The 18,176-nt window shown below is 42.0% G+C and carries 16 protein-coding genes; 13 read left to right on the plus strand and 3 right to left on the minus strand.

Annotation, left to right across the window (positions count from 1 at the left end):
- Nucleotides 1-50: 50 nt before the first annotated feature.
- From rplM to tsf, 4 genes are all read left to right on the plus strand, one after another.
- A complete protein-coding gene (rplM, locus tag J2X69_RS06725) occupies nt 51-494 on the plus strand; it encodes a 50S ribosomal protein L13 (protein ID WP_192348251.1) in 444 nt (147 codons plus the stop codon).
- Between the two features lie 11 nt (nt 495-505).
- The gene (rpsI, locus tag J2X69_RS06730) at nt 506-892 is read left to right on the plus strand and encodes a 30S ribosomal protein S9 (RefSeq protein WP_310100509.1); all 387 of its coding nucleotides are present in this window, start codon (nt 506-508) and stop codon (nt 890-892) included.
- 40 nt (nt 893-932) lie between these two features.
- Nucleotides 933-1,694: a 30S ribosomal protein S2 gene (rpsB, locus tag J2X69_RS06735; protein WP_310100512.1), complete on the plus strand. Its 762-nt coding sequence runs from the start codon at nt 933-935 to the stop codon at nt 1,692-1,694.
- Between the two features lie 199 nt (nt 1,695-1,893).
- The gene (gene tsf, locus J2X69_RS06740; RefSeq protein ID WP_310100515.1) at nt 1,894-2,724 is read left to right on the plus strand and encodes a translation elongation factor Ts; all 831 of its coding nucleotides are present in this window, start codon (nt 1,894-1,896) and stop codon (nt 2,722-2,724) included.
- Between the two features lie 119 nt (nt 2,725-2,843).
- Here the strand turns inward: tsf and thiL are convergent, their stop codons facing one another.
- Together thiL and mce are read right to left on the minus strand one after the other, a co-directional pair.
- A complete protein-coding gene (gene thiL, locus J2X69_RS06745; protein WP_310100519.1) occupies nt 2,844-3,872 on the minus strand; it encodes a thiamine-phosphate kinase in 1,029 nt (342 codons plus the stop codon).
- A gap of 217 nt (nt 3,873-4,089) precedes the next feature.
- Complete coding sequence (mce, locus tag J2X69_RS06750; RefSeq protein WP_310100521.1) at nt 4,090-4,491, minus strand: methylmalonyl-CoA epimerase; 402 nt, start codon at nt 4,489-4,491, stop codon at nt 4,090-4,092.
- Nucleotides 4,492-4,581: 90 nt separating this feature from the next.
- Between mce and J2X69_RS06755 the strand changes: the two genes are divergently transcribed.
- The 6 genes from J2X69_RS06755 to J2X69_RS06780 all read left to right on the plus strand — a co-directional run bounded on the left by J2X69_RS06755 (nt 4,582) and on the right by J2X69_RS06780 (nt 14,088).
- On the plus strand, nt 4,582-4,908 hold the full coding sequence (locus J2X69_RS06755; RefSeq protein WP_192348245.1) for an iron-sulfur cluster assembly accessory protein: 327 nt from the start codon (nt 4,582-4,584) through the stop codon (nt 4,906-4,908).
- Nucleotides 4,909-5,436: 528 nt separating this feature from the next.
- Nucleotides 5,437-8,529 (plus strand): TonB-dependent receptor, encoded by a 3,093-nt coding sequence (locus J2X69_RS06760; protein ID WP_310100526.1) that lies wholly within the window; start codon nt 5,437-5,439, stop codon nt 8,527-8,529.
- 5 nt (nt 8,530-8,534) lie between these two features.
- The gene (locus J2X69_RS06765) at nt 8,535-9,890 is read left to right on the plus strand and encodes a RagB/SusD family nutrient uptake outer membrane protein (RefSeq protein WP_310100529.1); all 1,356 of its coding nucleotides are present in this window, start codon (nt 8,535-8,537) and stop codon (nt 9,888-9,890) included.
- 316 nt (nt 9,891-10,206) lie between these two features.
- A complete protein-coding gene (gene gcvT / locus J2X69_RS06770; protein ID WP_310100534.1) occupies nt 10,207-11,301 on the plus strand; it encodes a glycine cleavage system aminomethyltransferase GcvT in 1,095 nt (364 codons plus the stop codon).
- On the plus strand, nt 11,302-12,015 hold the full coding sequence (locus tag J2X69_RS06775; protein WP_310100538.1) for a 2-phosphosulfolactate phosphatase: 714 nt from the start codon (nt 11,302-11,304) through the stop codon (nt 12,013-12,015). It abuts the gene before it with no gap.
- A 594-nt stretch (nt 12,016-12,609) separates the two neighbouring features.
- Complete coding sequence (locus tag J2X69_RS06780) at nt 12,610-14,088, plus strand: alpha-amylase (RefSeq protein WP_310100541.1); 1,479 nt, start codon at nt 12,610-12,612, stop codon at nt 14,086-14,088.
- 120 nt (nt 14,089-14,208) lie between these two features.
- Here the strand turns inward: J2X69_RS06780 and J2X69_RS06785 are convergent, their stop codons facing one another.
- On the minus strand, nt 14,209-14,547 hold the full coding sequence (locus tag J2X69_RS06785; protein ID WP_310100544.1) for a nucleotide pyrophosphohydrolase: 339 nt from the start codon (nt 14,545-14,547) through the stop codon (nt 14,209-14,211).
- Nucleotides 14,548-14,703: 156 nt separating this feature from the next.
- Here J2X69_RS06785 and J2X69_RS06790 point away from each other — a divergent pair, with 156 nt between their 5' ends.
- The 3 genes from J2X69_RS06790 to J2X69_RS06800 all read left to right on the plus strand — a co-directional run bounded on the left by J2X69_RS06790 (nt 14,704) and on the right by J2X69_RS06800 (nt 17,928).
- Nucleotides 14,704-15,801, plus strand: coding sequence for a VanZ family protein (locus J2X69_RS06790; RefSeq protein WP_310100546.1), 1,098 nt, complete (start codon nt 14,704-14,706; stop codon nt 15,799-15,801).
- A gap of 136 nt (nt 15,802-15,937) precedes the next feature.
- Nucleotides 15,938-17,497: a M81 family metallopeptidase gene (locus tag J2X69_RS06795; protein ID WP_310100549.1), complete on the plus strand. Its 1,560-nt coding sequence runs from the start codon at nt 15,938-15,940 to the stop codon at nt 17,495-17,497.
- Between the two features lie 50 nt (nt 17,498-17,547).
- On the plus strand, nt 17,548-17,928 hold the full coding sequence (locus J2X69_RS06800) for a DUF1801 domain-containing protein (protein WP_310100551.1): 381 nt from the start codon (nt 17,548-17,550) through the stop codon (nt 17,926-17,928).
- Nucleotides 17,929-18,176 lie beyond the last annotated feature (248 nt).

The following is an 18,176-nucleotide window of genomic DNA, read 5'->3' on the forward strand; positions in this document are numbered from 1 at the left end:
TTTTTGAGGGTGAAATAAATTTAACAAGCTAAATATTAAACAGTTACACAGTGGATACTTTGAGCTATAAGACCGTATCAGCCAATGCCGCGACTGCAGATAAGCAATGGGTGGTAGTGGATGCCCAAGCTGCAGTTTTGGGTAGATTGGCTAGTGAGGTAGCGAAAATCTTGAGAGGTAAAACGAAGCCAAGCTTCACTCCTCATGTTGATTGTGGTGACAACGTCATCGTAATCAACTCAGACAAAATCAGACTAACTGGTGACAAGTGGGACTCCAAAGTTTATGTGAGACACACTGGCTATCCAGGCGGACAGCGTATTTCTACGCCAAGACTTTTGAAAGAGAAATCTTCAACAATCTTGATCGAGAAAGCTGTAAGGGGCATGTTGCCTAAAAACAGATTGGGAAGAAAATTATACGGCAACTTGTACGTGTATGAAGGATCTGAGCATCCACATACTGCGCAGCAGCCTAAAGCCATCACTCTTTAATCGTCTATTTCATGGAAATGATCAACAAAATCGGTAGAAGAAAAACCTCTGTAGCCAGAATTTACATGACTCCGGGCAAAGGTGACATCACCGTTAACAACAGATCTCTGGAAGTTTACTTCCCATTTGATCTTCATCAGATCGTCGTGAAGCAGCCTCTAGCCCTAGTAGGCGTGGACGGTAACTACGACATCCAGATCAATGTAGACGGAGGAGGAATCAAAGGTCAGGCAGAAGCAGCCCGTATGGCTATCTCCAGAGCTTTGTGCGAATTCGATGCTGAGCACAGACCTGCATTGAAAAAAGAAGGCTTCCTTACCCGTGATCCTAGAATGGTAGAACGTAAGAAGCCGGGACGTAGAAAAGCAAGAAGAAAATTCCAGTTCTCTAAACGTTAATACCGGATATTCTTCCTTATTAAGAAAAACACATTTTATAATGGCCAAATTAGAATATAAAGACTTACTAGATGCTGGTGTTCACTTCGGACACTTGACGAGAAAGTGGGATCCGAGAATGGCTCCATACATTTTCATGGAGAAAAATGGTATCCACATCATCGATCTTAACAAAACGCTTGCTAGCCTCGACGAAGCATCTAATGCTATCAAGCAAATCGTACGCTCAGGCAAAAAAGTGATGTTCGTAGCTACCAAAAAGCAAGCGAAAGATCTTGTAGCTGCTGAAGCGAAAAGACTTAACATGCCCTTCGTAACCGAAAGATGGTTAGGCGGTATGTTGACCAACTTCGCTACTATCCGCAAATCATTGAAGAAAATGTCCGGTCTGGACAAATTGATGAAAGAGGAAGCTTATAAGAACCTTGCGAAGAAAGAACGTTTGATGGTTTCACGTCAGAAAGACAAAATGGAAGACGTTCTTGGCGGTATTGCCGACTTGAGCAGACTCCCTGCTGCACTTTTCGTAGTGGACATCAAAAGAGAACACATTGCAATCGCTGAAGCAAAAAAGCTTGGTATCCCTGTTTTCGCATTGGTAGATACGAACTCTAACCCGAACGAGGTAGATTTCCCAATCCCTGCCAATGACGATGCTTTCAAGTCCGTTTCTTTACTGGTTAAAGCGTTCGGCGCAGCTATCGAAGAAGGTCTTTCTGAGCGCAAGAAAGACAAAGAAGAAGCTAAACTTTCTGAAGAGGAAGAAGCTAAGAAAGCTGTGGACGCTGAAACAAAAGAATAATCCACAACTTGATTTGAAATAAATTAAAAATTGAACATCAGGTTTCGGCCTATGTTCAATTTTTTTGTTTTATCCTATTCTTCTAAGGTGCCAGCCACCCGGAAGTATCTATATTAATCCTTCGGACAGACTTTCTTGCGGAAGCTGTCCAGAAGGCCACAAAAGAATTTATCCCGTTTTATTTTAAACTGATAACACAATGGCAATTACTGCACAAGAAGTAAACAAATTGAGACAAATGACCGGTGCCGGTATGATGGATTGTAAAAAAGCTTTGACCGAATCAGAAGGTGATTTCGAAAAAGCTGTGGACATCCTCAGAAAGAAAGGTCAAAAAGTATCTGCTTCCAGAGCTGATCGTGAGACTAAAGAAGGTGTAGCTGTAACTAAAGTGTCTGAAAATGGTGCTAAAGGTGTGTTGCTTACATTGACTTGCGAAACTGACTTCGTGGCTAAAAATGATGGCTTCGTTAGCTTTGCTAATGAATTGCTTGATCTTGCTGTAGCGAAAGACGCTTCTTCTGTAGAAGAACTTTATGCGCTTCCTTTCGAGAATTTGACTGTTGCTGAAAAAATCGTTGAGATGACAGGTAAAATCGGTGAGAAAATCGAAGTTTCCCACTTCGAAATTATCGAAGCCGAGACAGTTGTTCCTTACATCCACTCTAACGGTAAATTAGGTGTATTGGTAGGATTGACCAACACAGGCGGAATCAATGTAGAAGAAGCAGGTAAAGATGTAGCCATGCAAATTGCTGCAATGAACCCTGTTGCCCTGGACAAAGACGGTGTAGACGCATCTTTGGTAGAAAGAGAAATCGAAGTAGGAAAAGAGCAAGCAAGAGCTGAAGGCAAGCCTGAAGAAATGCTTGAAAAAATCGCTTTGGGTAAACTGAACAAATTCTACAAAGAAAACACCCTATTGAGCCAGTCTTTCGTGAAAGACAACAACAAAACTATTGCTCAATACCTTGATGGTGTAAATAAAGGAATGACAGTTTCTGCATTTAAAAGAGTTTCCATCGGTTAATCCGAATTGGATATACAGATTATCAAAAAAACCTCTTCAATTAATTTTGAAGAGGTTTTTTTATTAAACTAATGAGATCCAAGTCTGAAGACCTTGAACCAAGAAAGATAATATTTCAATCAAAAATGCTTCCAGCCCTGCGCCTTAATCTGCACGGCAGTCCCACTTTTAGTAACCAAAAATTTTCCTTCTTCCGGCTTGGTGATATGCCCAATGAAGTGGATATCGGGATGCTTTTCCAGCTTTGCAAAATCCTTCTGATCAATGGTGAAAAGCAATTCATAATCTTCCCCCCCATTCATCACACAGGTGATCGGATCAAGGTTCAATTCAACAGCCGTGTCAAAAGTCTGCTTGTCAATCGGCAACTTATCTTCATAGATCGTCGCTCCCACTCCCGAGGCTTTACAGATATGAAAAATCTCCGAGGCCAGTCCATCCGAAATATCCATCATACTGGTAGGCACCACTCCCATTTCGCGGAATTCGTGGATAATATCCACACGTGCGTCCGGCTTAAGTTGGCGGCCGGTGACAAGGGTATATTTACCTAAATCGGGCTCCATATCAGGATTGGCCAAAAAGACCTCTTTCTCCCGCTCCAGAATTTGCAATCCCACCAAAGCAGCGCCAAGGTCGCCAGTCACACAAAGAATATCATTTTCCTTAGCTCCTGACCGATAAGAAATTTGCTCAGGTTTGGCTTCACCGATCGCCGTCACAGAGATCACCAAGCCACTCCTAGAAGCAGTTGTATCCCCTCCAATGAGATCCACACCATAATGCTCACAAGCAGCATGGATGCCTTCGTACAATGCATCAATCGCCTCCACAGAGAATCTGTTGGAAAGTGCTATGCTCACTGTGATCTGCTTGGGTATAGCATTCATAGCTGCCACATCGGATACATTCACCGCTACCGCTTTGAAGCCCAAGTGAGGCAAGGGCGCATAGGATAGATCAAAGTGAACTCCTTCTACCAACAAATCAGTGGTGACGACCTTCACAAAATCACCGGCTTCAATCACCGCAGCATCGTCTCCAATGCCCTTCAAAGTACCCGGATTTTTAATAACAACTTTTTCATTCAGGTGATCGATCAAGCCGAATTCACCCAAATCACTTATTTCTGTTCTTTTTTCTGACATACTATTGATGACCTCCCGCTAAGGCGCAGAGGCGCTGTTTTTAATTTTTTTATTGATTGATACTCTCGAGCATTCTTGATTTTACAAAGGACGATTTACGAGATTACCGGCAGAGGTGATATCTTTTCCCAAACCTTACCACTTTCCAACCTTGCTACAAATCCCAATTTTGAATTGAAAATATCGAATGATGAACGTCGAATAATAAATGTCGAATTCACCCCCTCTCCTGACACAACTCAATCAAAACTCCATTGGTGCTCTTGGGATGCAAAAATACCACTAATTTATTGTCTGCGCCCAGTTTCGGCGTTTCATTCAGGATCTCAAATCCTTCTTTCTTTAAACGCTGCATTTCGGCAGCTATATCTTCCACATCAAATGCAATATGATGAACACCCTCAGATTTCCTTTCCAGATATTTGGCAATAGGACTGGCGGCATCGGTTGCCTGCAGTAATTCCACCTTTGTTTCTCCCACTTGAAAAAAGGAAGTCACTACTTTTTCACCATTCACTTCCTCCGTCTTAAAGTGTTCTTTTCCGATCAGCTTCGCAAAAAGTGCATTGGATTCCTCCAGATCCCTCACCGCTATACCTATATGCTCGATTTTCCTCATGTTATAATTTGCTATATTTGCAATGAATCTTTTCGGGAGCAATTCTGTTTTCCCCATACTTCAACTTTAGACAAAGTAATAAATAAAGATATGATAATCGTTTCTGACAAAGCCAAAGAGCGTATCCTGCAGCTCAAAAAAGAGGAAGGACGCGCAGAAAATGAAAATATTAGGGTTTCTGTAAAAGGCGGTGGCTGCTCAGGTCTGATGTATGACTTGGGTTTTGATGGCGCTCAGGTAGAAACCGATCACGTTTTTGAAGATAAAGGCGTGAAAATCCTAGTAGATAGAAAAAGCTTACTTTATCTGGCAGGAACTACGCTGGAATTCACTGATGGACTGAATGGCAAAGGCTTTCAATTCGTCAACCCAAATGCAAGCAGAACTTGCGGATGTGGTGAAAGCTTCTCCGTTTAAGGTTTACTTAAATTAATTATTAGAAGGCAATCGTATCAGATTGCCTTTTTTAGTACATTTTTTTTTGAAGGTCTCAACTAGTTTCAGCAGATATTATGCACTAAAAAGGGCGCTGATCTCCGTTGAATATTCTTGATAAAAACCTCTTTTTCATCTCCGTTTGTGTTTGTGCTTGGCATGCCGTCGGCATGCTCCCGAAGAACAGTCCAAATTCAGGTAGTTTTTCGCAAATTTTCCCAGAAGCTGAATTCATGGTATAATCCACCCGCTCAGTCAAACTAACCAAATAATTTCACTCAGTCACCATGCGTTTTTGATCCTTTTCCCACTTTGAAAAAGGATCAAAAACTCAATGAAAACATTTCTTTCCTCACCTGCCGTTTATTGCCTCCTATAATTAAAATGGGGTTAATTATAACAAAAACAGGCAAATAGTTATGAATTATTAACATACTCTCAATCTAAACTTTTAAATTTGACTACGTTAGTCTCAGATAGACAACTACTTTATAACCTAAATCAACTTAAATGAAGAAAAGTTTACTAAGTCTACTGGCTCTTTTTATGCTCTTCAGCATAGAGTCATTAGCTCAGAACCGAACTATTTCCGGTGTAATTATTTCCGCTGAGGACAATCTTCCTCTTCCCGGAGTAAACATCAGGGTGAAGGGCACCTCAAAGGGTGCAATCACGGACGTGGATGGAAAATATTCCATCGAAGCGGCATCAGGAGAGACTTTGGTCTTTTCGTTTGTAGGATTCACTTCCCAAGAGATTCTCATCGACAATAGAAGCATCATAGATCTAACGATGAGTGTAGATGATAGAATCCTGGGAGAAGTAGTAATCGTAGGGTATGGCACAGTGGAAAAACGGGAATTAACCGGTTCAGTTGGTCAAATAAACGCCGAAGCAATTCGTGATGTACCGGCTTTGGGGGTAGATCAAGCTCTCCAGGGTAGGGTTGCCGGTGTTCAAATCACTCAAAACTCCGGAACTCCCGGCGCAGGTATTTCCATGCGTATCAGAGGCTCATCTTCTATATCGGCATCTAATCAGCCTTTATTTGTCATCGATGGAGTGCCTATGACCACAGGAGATCCATCCCAGCTAGGTTTTGGAGGCCAAACTACCAACGCATTAGCAGACCTTAATCCAAGCGATATTGAATCGATGGAAGTATTGAAAGATGCTGCTGCCGCTTCTATCTATGGCTCTAGGGCAGCCAATGGAGTAGTCCTAATCACTACCAAAAGAGGATCTGATCAAAAAACCCAAGTCAACCTCAATGTATATGGAGGAACTCAACAACTCTGGAAAAAACCCAATTTTCTGGATAGAAGAGGTTATCTGGATCTAATGAATGATGCCATTGGAGACTTTGTCGCCGAGGATTTTGGGGTGGATAGAGCAGACGTCACTGATACTGATTTGCTTGATTGGTTCTATGGAGGTATTCCTTACGAAGAAACTGTAAATACAAACTGGATAGATCAAGTGACAAGAAGTGCTCCTATCCAAAACTATGAACTCAGTATAAGTGGTGGAAACGAGAAGACGAAATATTACTTATCCGGTAACTATTTTGATCAGCAAGGAACTGTAATCAATTCTAGCTACAGTAGAATATCAACCCGCTTCAATCTAGACCATAAGGTGAACGATCGTTTTGATATTTCCTTCAATTCGGGGATAAGTAGAGCTGTTCAGAATAGAATAGTATCTGATAATACCCTTAATGGTCCTTTTGCAAACTCATTGGCAGCATCTCCTTTGTGGCCAGTTTATGAAGAAGACGGAGCCTATACCCGTCCACAGTTCTTCTACTCCAACCCGGTAGCTGAAGGAACTGAAAATGACAATGACAACCAATCCATTCGGATTTTCACTAATGTCCTTGGTAAGTATCGTATTATCGAAGGATTGAACGTCAATGTCCGAGCTGGAGCAGATATACTGAATTTTCAGGAGAGAAGGTATACTCCAAACAATTATCCGGGCAGTTCTTCCGCAGCGGAAGGCGGGTCTGGATCATTTGCCACGTACAACCCCATCAAATGGGTGGCGGAAGTATTCGTGGATTACACAAAAACTTTCAATGATATTCATAATATAAGTCTTGTAGCAGGACACAACAGGGAAGAGAATCTGATCTCTTCCTCCTTTGTCAGAGGTATTCAATTCCCCGGTGAAAGATTTAGATATATTGGAGCAGCTGCATTGGTAAATGAAGGAATCAATGATTTTGTAGGGTGGGGATTGGAATCCTATTTCGGTAGAGTTAATTACAATTACAATGAGAAGTATCTTTTGAGCGGTTCATTTAGAGCAGATGCCTCTTCCCGATTTGGCCCGAATAACAGGTGGGGTTATTTCCCTTCAATATCAGCAGGATGGAGAATTAACGAAGAGAATTTCATGAAAGACGGAAATCTATTTTCAGATTTGAAAATCCGCGGTTCATTTGGGCTTACAGGAAATCAGGAAATTGGAAATTTCTCTTGGAGAGGACTTGTTGAATCCGGGAATTATTTGGGAGGATCTACTATTGTTCCTGCCCAATTGGGAAATCCGGATCTGAAATGGGAGAATACCGCACAGACCGATATAGGTATTGATTTTGGCATTTTCAACGGCCGCCTTAATGTAGTAGCCGATTACTATTACAAGAAAACAACGGATTTGTTATTTAACAGGCCATTACCTACGCAGAACGGATACCTTAATTACCAATCCAATATCGGGGCTGTCGAAAACAAGGGCTGGGAATTCACACTTTCAACCGTAAACATAGACAAGCCCAACGGTCTAAATTGGAGAACGGACTTAAACTTAACATTCAACAAGAATAAGATTCTCGAACTGTATAATGGAGAGGATGTATTCTACGGTTTTGGTGGCAATTCCATTGTATTGAGAGAAGGACAGCCGATCGGTACATTCTATGGACTTATATCGGATGGTGTATTCGCTACTCAAGCTGATGTTCCCGAATCCAGACAAGAATTTGGAATTCAGGCAGGAGACATCAACTATAGAGACGTCAATGGTGATGGAGTAATTACTGATGATGATTTTACAATTATCGGAAATGCACAGCCTAAGTTCTTTGGCGGTCTGACAAACACATTAACCTACAAGGGATTTGACTTACAGCTCTTCATGCAGTTTTCTTATGGAAATGAGATATGGAATGCAGCAGGATCCTATCAAGAAGGCATGTTTGCAAACTACTTCGATGATAACAACAAAGCTACTGTAGAAGGAAGATGGAGGTCTGAATCTAACCCGGGCAATGGATCAATCCCAAGAGCTTCAGTAGACGTATCAGCAAATAGAAACAACCAATCCAATTCGAGTAGATTTATTGAGGATGGATCTTACCTGCGGGTTAAAAACCTCGTACTGGGATACAAACTGCCTCAGCCTCTAATCGAACGATTGAGTTTGAGAAGTGTAAGATTGTATGCTCAGGCCCAAAACCTACTTACTTTCACCAACTACTCCGGATTTGATCCGGAGGTAAATTTTGATGGGACTTCCAATACAACTATTGGAGTTGACTTCTACACCTTCCCACAACCAAGAACCTATACTTTCGGCGCTAACATTGGATTTTAATCGTCATGAATAGAAAAAACATATATCAATATATCGTATTGGCACTCTTTGCTGTTTCCTGTGACACACTGGATCAGGAGCCTGTCAATAGAATCGACGTAGATGGTGCGATTACCACCAATGCAGGTTTACAATTCGCGCTTAAAGGCATGTATGACGGCATGCAAATCGAAGATTATTATGGATTTAGGTACTTGTTGTATCAAGATACTTATACTGACAATCTGGCCCACTCAGGCACATTCTCTACCGATCAGGAAGTAAGCTCAAGAAGGATCAACCCTTCCAATCTCCAGCTTAGAACCACTTGGAGAAGAATGTATGAGGTAATCCGAAATGCGAATTTTGTACTTTATTCCATTCCGTCTGTGGACAATATCTCAGAAGAAGAAGCTTCCGCAATTGAGGCAGAAGCCCGCTTCATTCGAGCTTTTGTACATTACGATCTGCTGAGAGTTTTCGGAGGTATTCCGATCATGACAGAGTTTGTTGAAAACACAAATGCTCTAATTCTATCTCCACGTGACTCGGAAGAGGAGGTCTATAATTTTCTTATCAGTGAGTTGACTTTTGCCGAAGCAAACTTAGGAAACACAGCTGACAGACCTTTCAGAGCCGGGCCGGGGGCAGCGACCGCATTACTAGCCAGAGTACAGTTGCAAGCTGGAAATTACGCTGAAGCTGCTACCAAAGCATCTGAGGTTATCGAATCAGGGAATTATGCTCTTCAGACTTCATACTCGGATTTGTTCTCCATAAAGGGGAACAATGAGATGATTTTGGAGCTTAATTTCACCAATACGGATGGCGATCAAAGCTTACTTGCCATTGCTTCAGACCCTGCTACAGGTGGCCAGAAGTTCTATTTAAGACCTCCTTTCTTCAACGCTTTCCAAGCTTCAGGAGATCAAGGAGACGTGAGATTTGATGCATCCGTATTGGATAATGGCTCAAGGCTGAGAGCAGTGAAATATTACAGATCTTCTACCAGTGACGACAATGTCCCACTTCTTAGATTAGCTGAAATGTATCTGATCCGAGCAGAGGCTAATGCAAGATTGGCAGGAAGCGGAGCATTATCAAACCTTAGTATCATTGACGATATCAATGTAATCAGAGGAAGAGCAGGATTGGAAGAATTAACAAATGCTGATCTTCCTACTGTACAGCGTGCTCTGGATGAAATACTGGTTCAAAGAAGATTTGAATTCGCTTTCGAAGGACATCGCTACTCTGACCTACAGAGATATGGACTAGTCTCAGGATTATTCCCTGCCAATGAGCAATTCCGTGTTCTATGGCCAATCCCTCTTCAGGAGATCGAAGTCAACAATAACTTGGTCCAAAATCCGGGATACTAGAAATTGTCAGTATCACAGTCTTAGAAAAGGTTGCTTTCGCTCAATGAAGGCAACCTTTTCTTTTAACCCGGATTATGCATTAGGTTTCGTGATGAAGCCATTAATTGCAAGAAAATCAGGTTGTTTGGAGAGTGAGGCATAGCACAGCTATGGTGAACTCGAAAACAGCAATGAAATGGCTGATTTTGAAGCAATTAATGGCTGCAATAGAATTACTAATGCATATTTCGGGTTTAATTAACCATCATTTTAGTAGAGTAATTTAATTTCGATGGCTCCATTTCTTACCTTTGCAGCCATTATATAAACCCCAACTATGGAAGAGCAAATCAAAAAAATCCAACTCAATGACTTGCACGTTGCCCTTGGAGGCAAAATGGTGCCTTTTGCAGGATATAACATGCCTGTACGCTACAGTTCTGATAATGAAGAGCATCTCTGTGTGAGAAATGGCGTTGGCGTTTTTGATGTCTCTCATATGGGCGAATTTATGGTAGAAGGACCCGAGGCCCTAAACCTTATCCAAAAAGTCACCTCAAACGATGCTTCCAAGATCGTGAATGGACAAGCACAATATTCTTGCTTCCCCAATGAAACAGGCGGAATAGTGGATGACCTGATCGTCTACAAGTTTTCTGAAGAAAAATACATGCTTGTGGTGAATGCTTCAAACATTGACAAGGATTGGGATTGGGTAAATAAGCACAATACCATGGGTGCCAAGCTCACTAATATCTCAGACGAGATATCACTTTTTGCTATTCAGGGTCCAAAAGCTATAGAAGCAGTACAAGCTTTGACTCCGGTTAATCTAGCCGACGTGAAATTCTATCATTTTACCGTTGGCGAATTTGCGGGAGTGCGGGATGTGATTATCTCTGGAACCGGCTATACAGGTGCCGGAGGATTTGAAATCTATGTGAAAAACGAAGATGCAGAAAAAGTCTGGAAAGCAATTTTTGAAGCGGGAAAAGACTTTGACATCAAGCCAATAGGCCTGGGAGCAAGAGATACACTTAGAATGGAAATGGGCTATTGTCTATATGGAAATGACATCACTGATACTACATGTCCATTGGAAGCCGGTTTGGGCTGGATCACCAAATTCACCAAAGATTTCACCAACTCTGAAGCACTAAAAGCTCAGAAAGAAGCCGGGGTTACCAAAAAATTAGTGGGATTTGTCATGCAGGAAAGAGGTATCCCAAGGGGTCACTATCCAATCGTAGATGCCTCAGGAGAAGTAATCGGGGAAGTAACATCAGGAACACAATCTCCAAGTATGGGTGTAGGAATCGGTTTGGGCTATGTGAAAACCGACTTCAGTAAAGCCGGAACAGAGATCTTCATTCAGGTACGAAATAAGAACCTTAAAGCTCAAGTGGAAAAACTTCCACTATTGAAAAAATAAATGAAACAAGTAGAAATCTGCTTTAGCCCGGAATTAATTCACTTACATGAACTGCAAGGAAAACTGGTGGTGGTGGTGGACATATTCCGGGCTACTTCCACCATGGTGGCTGCGCTGGCAAACGGCATCTCTGAAATAAAAACCTGTGCAGATCTGGAAGAATGCCGCGCTATGGCAGCTAACGGCTACCTGATCGCCGGAGAAAGAAACGGGATCACCGCGGAAGGCTTCCAACTGGGAAACTCCCCCCTAGCCTATTTGACAGGTAAGTACCGGGGCAAAAGACTTGCCATGACCACCACAAATGGAACGTTGGCTATTTCCAAATCGAATGGAGCAGATGAAATTCTGATTGGAGCTTTTCCAAATCTCCAAGCGACGGTGAGTTATATCCAATCACGGGATATAGATGTGCTTATTCATTGTGCAGGATGGAAAGGAAAATTCAATTTGGAAGATTCACTCTATGCAGGAGCTTTGGTGAAAGCTCTGGAATCCACCCACGAATCAGAGGATGATGGTGCAATAGCAATGAAATCCCTATATGAAAAAGAAGGCTATGATTTGAAAGGATTTCTCTCCCAAGCTTCTCATGCCAAGCGCCTTCAAAATCACAACATCGATTCAGATATCGACTTTTGCCTGACCTTAGATTTATTTACCTTGGTAGGAAAAGTAGAAAACGGTGTACTTATTGGAACGACTCCTAATTAACTGAAAACAGCTAAAAACAATAAAAAAAACCTAGTTCTGCAGTTTTATAAATCTCGATATAGCTTTTATTCCTTGGTCGAAAAGAGTCGGGTAATTATATAAATTGAATAGTCAATTAACAAAATCCGATCCGTTGGACTATAGAATTTTACTTTTTATGTATATCCACTTTTCTACCGGTAAGGAAGAAAAAGCGACATAAGATTTGGTAATCCCGATAGCCATCGGGGCATTGAGGCTACTTCGGTCATCCCCGCCTGACGTCGGGCAGGGGTCTTCCAGCCAATAAAGCAAGGAAAATATGGCTACTGGGATCATTGGGGATAATCATATTACTTTTTCACTAAAAATCACAGTCTAATTCTTCTTTTTCCCCGGCTCATAAAAATAGTTTAAACTAACCGCCGGTTTTGGCGTTTATCGTTTAGTTTAACCACTAAACCAACCAACTTTTAGGTATGAAATCGAGCATGTCGAAGACGACACACAACTTGTCCCGAACTTGCTTCGGGAGAGGGGTGATTATAATGCATGCGAGATTCCATAGCCTGCCCCGATTAATCGGGGTGAAAATAGAAAAACAATTATAAACAGATGAAAAACGGAACGATGATCCAATTTTTCCATTGGTATTCCCCTGAAGATACGCTATGGAAAGAAGTAAAAGAAAAAGCGGAATATCTGGGCCAGCTCGGGATCACCGGTGCATGGCTGCCTCCCGCCTCTAAAGGAGAACTCGGAGGAATGAGTGTGGGATACGACTCGTATGATTTATTTGACTTAGGGGAATTCGACCAGAAAGGAAGTGTCCGTACTAAGTATGGCACCAAAGATGAATTCATAGAAGCTACTCAAGCACTTCATGATAGAGGAATTCAGGTTATCGTGGATTTTGTTTTCAATCATAAAGCGGGTGGAGATGAATCCGAGCCGGTACAAGCCGTAAAAGTCAACGAAGACAATCGGCTGGAAAACGTCTCAGAACCTTATGAAATCGAAGCCTTCACACGGTTCATTTTTCCGGGGAGAAAGGGACAATATTCTGATTTCATATGGGACAAGCATTGCTTCAGTGGGGTTGATTATGATCACCGCAATCAGGAACATGGCATATTCAACCTTATGAGCGAATATGGGGATGACTGGAAGGAAATGATCACAAATGAAAAAGGAAACTATGATTTTTTGATGTTTTGCGACATAGAATTCAGAAACCCTGCAGTACGTGATGAACTGATAAAATATGCCACTTGGCTGCACGAACTTACCTATTATGACGGGATACGCTTGGATGCCGTGAAGCACATTCCTCCGGGATATTTCAAAGAATTTTTATACTTGCTTAGGGAGCGTGTAGGCAAAGATATTTTTGCTGTAGGAGAATATTGGGCACCTGGCCACTTAGAACTACTTACTAAATACATAGACGCAACTGAAGGCTCGATGAGTCTATTTGACTCGGCTTTGCAGCACAGTTTCCATATAGCCTCCAATTCAGGAAGTCATTTTGACTTACGGAAGATATTCAACAAAACACTAGTGGCACAAAATCCTGAACTCGCCGTCACCTTAGTGGACAATCATGACACACAGCCACTCCAAGCACTGGAAGCACCTGTTGAAGCTTGGTTCAAACCATTGGCTTATGCGCTGATTTTGCTTCGAAAGGACGGTTATCCCTGTATCTTTTATCCCGACTTATTTGGAGCAAGCTATTGGGACAAAGGAGAAGATGGTCAGGATTATGAGATTTTCATCAACCGTGTAGACGAACTTGAGGCGTTGCTTTATGCACGGAAGGATTTCGCCTTTGGAACCCAGCGTGATTACTTTGATCAGCCAAATGCAGTGGGCTGGACTAGAGAGGGTGATGAAGATCACTCTGGATGTGCCGTAGTCATATCAAACAGTGACGGAGCTACCATCTCCATGGAAATAGGAAGTAGGTATGCAGGAAGGAGTTTCCGGGATGCCTTGGGCAAAATCCAAGACGAGGTTTGGGTAAATGAAGCAGGATGGGCTGATTTTCACTGCGCACCCGGATCAGTATCGGTGTGGACTGAGGTGATCTAAAACACTCAACGGAGCCAGAACTTAGTCTTGAGTTCTGGCTTTTCCTACCCCCCAGAATTTGTACGCTACATGAGACTTCCTATGGAAAAAGGATCTTTAGCCTCAGGAAGAAGGCTTTTCTCATTTCAACTTGTCGTTATTCTTGTGCCTATCGATGTCCCTGATATTTTTCTTCTCAAAATTCTTCTTCACAGCTTCGGTAAGATTTACTCCGGTCTGATTTGCCAAGCAGATAAGCACCCAAAGTACATCAGCCATTTCATCGCCAAGATCCCTGCCCTTATCTGAATCCTTGAAAGATTGCTCACCGTATGTCCTTGACATGATTCTAGCCAATTCGCCTACTTCTTCCATTAAGATGGTCATATTGGTCAATTCATTGAAATAGCGTACTCCAACTGTTTTGATCCACTGATCTACTTGCTCCTGGGCCTCGGCCAGCGTAATATCTTCTTTCATAGTTTTTCACTTGATTAGTCAAAATTAACATTCAATCGAATACCAATTAGGCAAAACTTGTACGAAAAGGATCGGTTATTGCAGAAAATTCATTTTAAGTTCTTAAGATTATGATATAGGAGCCCTCATTGCTTCATATAATAAAAAATGTATTACATGAACAATTATTTCGAAGCCATCCGAACTTCACTTATTTATTTTCCGCTGGTGGCGTTGCTAAGTATTGTCCCATTTGCCTATTTTCAGTATAAGAGAATGGGATATGTACAGTTTAATAGAAGTCTGGTTTTCTACATTTTCGCTTTTTATGGGATGACGGCCTTTTTCTTGACCATTCTACCGCTTCCCCCACTCTCGGAGGGATTTTGCGAATACAGGGGAAGTGTCACTCCTAATTTTCTCCCTTTCCGGTTTGTCAAAGTGACCATGCAGGAGATTCAAGGAAATATTTCCCTTTTCAGTATTGTGAAAAGCAGCACATTTATGGTGACATCTTTCAATGTATTGCTGCTTATGCCATTAGGCTTTTTTCTCCGGTATTTATTCCAAGTGAAGCATGCGGGGATCGCCACTCTAATCGGCTTTTTAGTTTCATTATTCTTTGAAATCACGCAACTCACTGCACTTTATGGATTGTACCCATGCCGCTATAGACACTTTGAAGTTGATGACTTGATTACCAATACATTTGGCTGTTTTATCGGTTTCGTAATTGCACGATATTCCAACCTCCTGCCCAATGTGTCAAGCAAGCCTCTTGTGAATCAAACCGAGGTTACCTTGACACAGCGATTTCTGGCAATCTTTTTTGACTCCTTAGTCGTGATTCTGTTCACATCATACATCATTGAAGGTCTTACACAAAATATCTGGCTACTGTCCCTGATGAAAGTTGGACTCATTTTCTTCTATTTTATTTTTATCAGTAAAATGACAGGCGGTCAGACTATTGGCAAAAAACTACTTGGAATACGAATCATCAGAATGGATGGTCTCAAGCTTACTTATAAAGATCTGATCGCCCGCTATGGTATATTTTTGATTCTCCCCTTCTTAGTAGGAGAGGTTTCAAGGTTTTTGATTGATACCCGCTTTGACGATAAGCTCTATTTATTCTTATACCTTTTTTTCCTAGCGATATGGTTTTTCGGGACAGTCATGGTCACGTTCATCAGAAAGGATCACCGGGGCTGGCTGGATAGATTTGCACATACCACACAAGTTCTGGCAAATCAGAAAAATGCCGATAAGTAATCATTTTTAAAAATATTGAGTTATAATCGAGTTATTCTTAGAAATTTTTGACTAAGTTTCATTATACTGCCTTAAATTGAAACTTGAGATTGTGATAATACACAATCACCTCAAATCAAAAACTACTCCTTAAGCCATGAGAAATTTTGTGTCATACCTTTTCTTATTCATAGTTACGATTTCCTGTACATCAAAAGAAAATTCTAAACGACTTCCACGTATTGCCATAGCAGGCTTAGCCATAGAATCCAGTACTTTTTCCCCAGCTACCAGTGATGTCGCTGCCTTCCGTACCAGAGAAGGAGCCGATATTTTCAATTATTATCCCTTCTTGGATTCTGCATCTGCCGATAGAGCAAGAGCCGAATGGTTTCCTGCTTTAAGAGGCCATGCTATCCCAGGCGGAATCGTAACCCGTGAAGCATACGAAGAACTTGTTGGAAAAACTCTGGATATGCTAAAAGAAAACCTACCTTATGATGGACTTTTCTTTGACATCCACGGCGCCATGAGTGTAGTAGGTTTGGATGATCCTGAAGGTGATTTTATCATTCGTGTTCGTGAGATTGTAGGACAGGAGACGTTAATCTCTACTTCCATGGATTTGCATGGAAATGTATCCTGGAGACTGGCTGAAAACACAGACCTCATCACTTGCTACAGAATGGCTCCGCATGAAGATGCGCTAGAGTCAAAACAACGGGCAGTAGAAAACTTGCTGGATCGATTGGAGAGCGGGAAGGGAAAGCCTGCGTATAAGGCTTGGATTCCTGTTCCAGTTTTGCTTCCCGGCGAAAAGACAAGCACCAGAATTGATCCCGGAAAAAGCCTTTACGCCAAAGTGGATCCCATGACCAAAAAAGACGGAGTAATCGATGCGGCAATTTGGATCGGCTATGCATGGGCAGATGAACCCAGAAATCATGCAGTGGTCATGGTGACCGGTGATGATGAACATGCTGTGACGGAGTCTGCTGAGGAACTTGCACAAAGCTTCTGGGATGTCCGGAATGAATTTGAATTCGTGGCTCCCGTGGCTTCTTTGGAAGAAAGTCTGAACATGGCAATTGCCAGTGACAAAAAACCATTTATGATCAGCGACATGGGGGATAATCCTACGGCGGGCGGTGCAGGAGATGTGACTTGGACTTTGACCGAAATCCTGAAGAGACCCGAGTTCAAATCCGAAAATGGACCTACGGTAATTTATGCGTCTATCCCAGGACCTGAATTTGTAGAGAAAGCTATAGCAGCCGGTGTGGGTGGAAAAGTGGAAGGCACAGCGGGAGCGGCAATTGATGATCGATTTGCTCCGCCTGTCATGCTGAAAGGAACGGTGGAAGCCATCAAGGAAGGAGACGGGGCTGCAGAAGTTGAAGTTGTGGTGAAAGTCGGTTCAGTCCATGTGATCGTGACCAAAAAACGCAAGCCTTACCATAACGAAAGTGATTTCACAAACCTTGGACTCACCCCAAGAGAAGCGGATATCGTGGTGGTTAAAATCGGATATTTGGTTCCTGATCTCTATGATATGCGGGCAGATTGGATAATGGCTTTGACTCCGGGAGGAGTGGATCAGGATCTGGAACGTTTAGGTTACAAGCGCATCAATCGCCCTATGTTTCCGTTAGACGAAGACATGGAAGATCCGGACTTAAGTGCTAAATTGGTTCCTGCAGCGGATGAACTAGATTGAAATGATAGAAAATCTTGAGTCTAGTATCTACGATCTAAATTTTCTACCTAATGATGAACGCAAAACCTTCTTCCGTAGAAGAATATCTCAGCTGGTGCTCACCTGAAGTACGGGAAAAACTTGAGCAAATGCGCGCAACTATCTTAAAATCTATCCCTAAAGCAAAAGAAGTGATCAGCTACGGAATGCCGGCTTACAAGACCACTGAGGTTCTGGTCTATTTCGCCGCCGCCAAAAAACACATTGGATTCTACCCTACGAACAGCGGCGTGAGTGAATTCAAGAAAGAGCTCAAGAATTATGCAACCTCCACCGGTGCTATTCAATTTCCACTGGACAAACCCTTACCGCTCGATTTAATCACAGCAATTAGCCAGTTTAGATTTCTTGAAGCTGAAGAAAAAGCAAAGCTAAAAAAGCAAAAATCTTAACTCAACGCCGCTTTAGCAACTTCTAGAAAGCTGTCTATTCCCTCCTTGCTATTGTAGATATAAGTGGAAATTCAATGAAAATTGAGAGTGAGAAGTAAATGAAAACTCACTGGGAATGGCTATTCCTGCACTGAGTTTTTGGAGAGATAATCCTCTGCTTGTCATAAGGCTCAGGGCTTTCACATGAGCTAGGAAATGATTTCCAAAAAATCAATGAGAAAATTATCCGGAAGCCGAAAAACCAGTTG

Source organism: Algoriphagus sp. 4150, assembly GCF_031457395.1.
Taxonomy (GTDB): domain Bacteria; phylum Bacteroidota; class Bacteroidia; order Cytophagales; family Cyclobacteriaceae; genus Algoriphagus.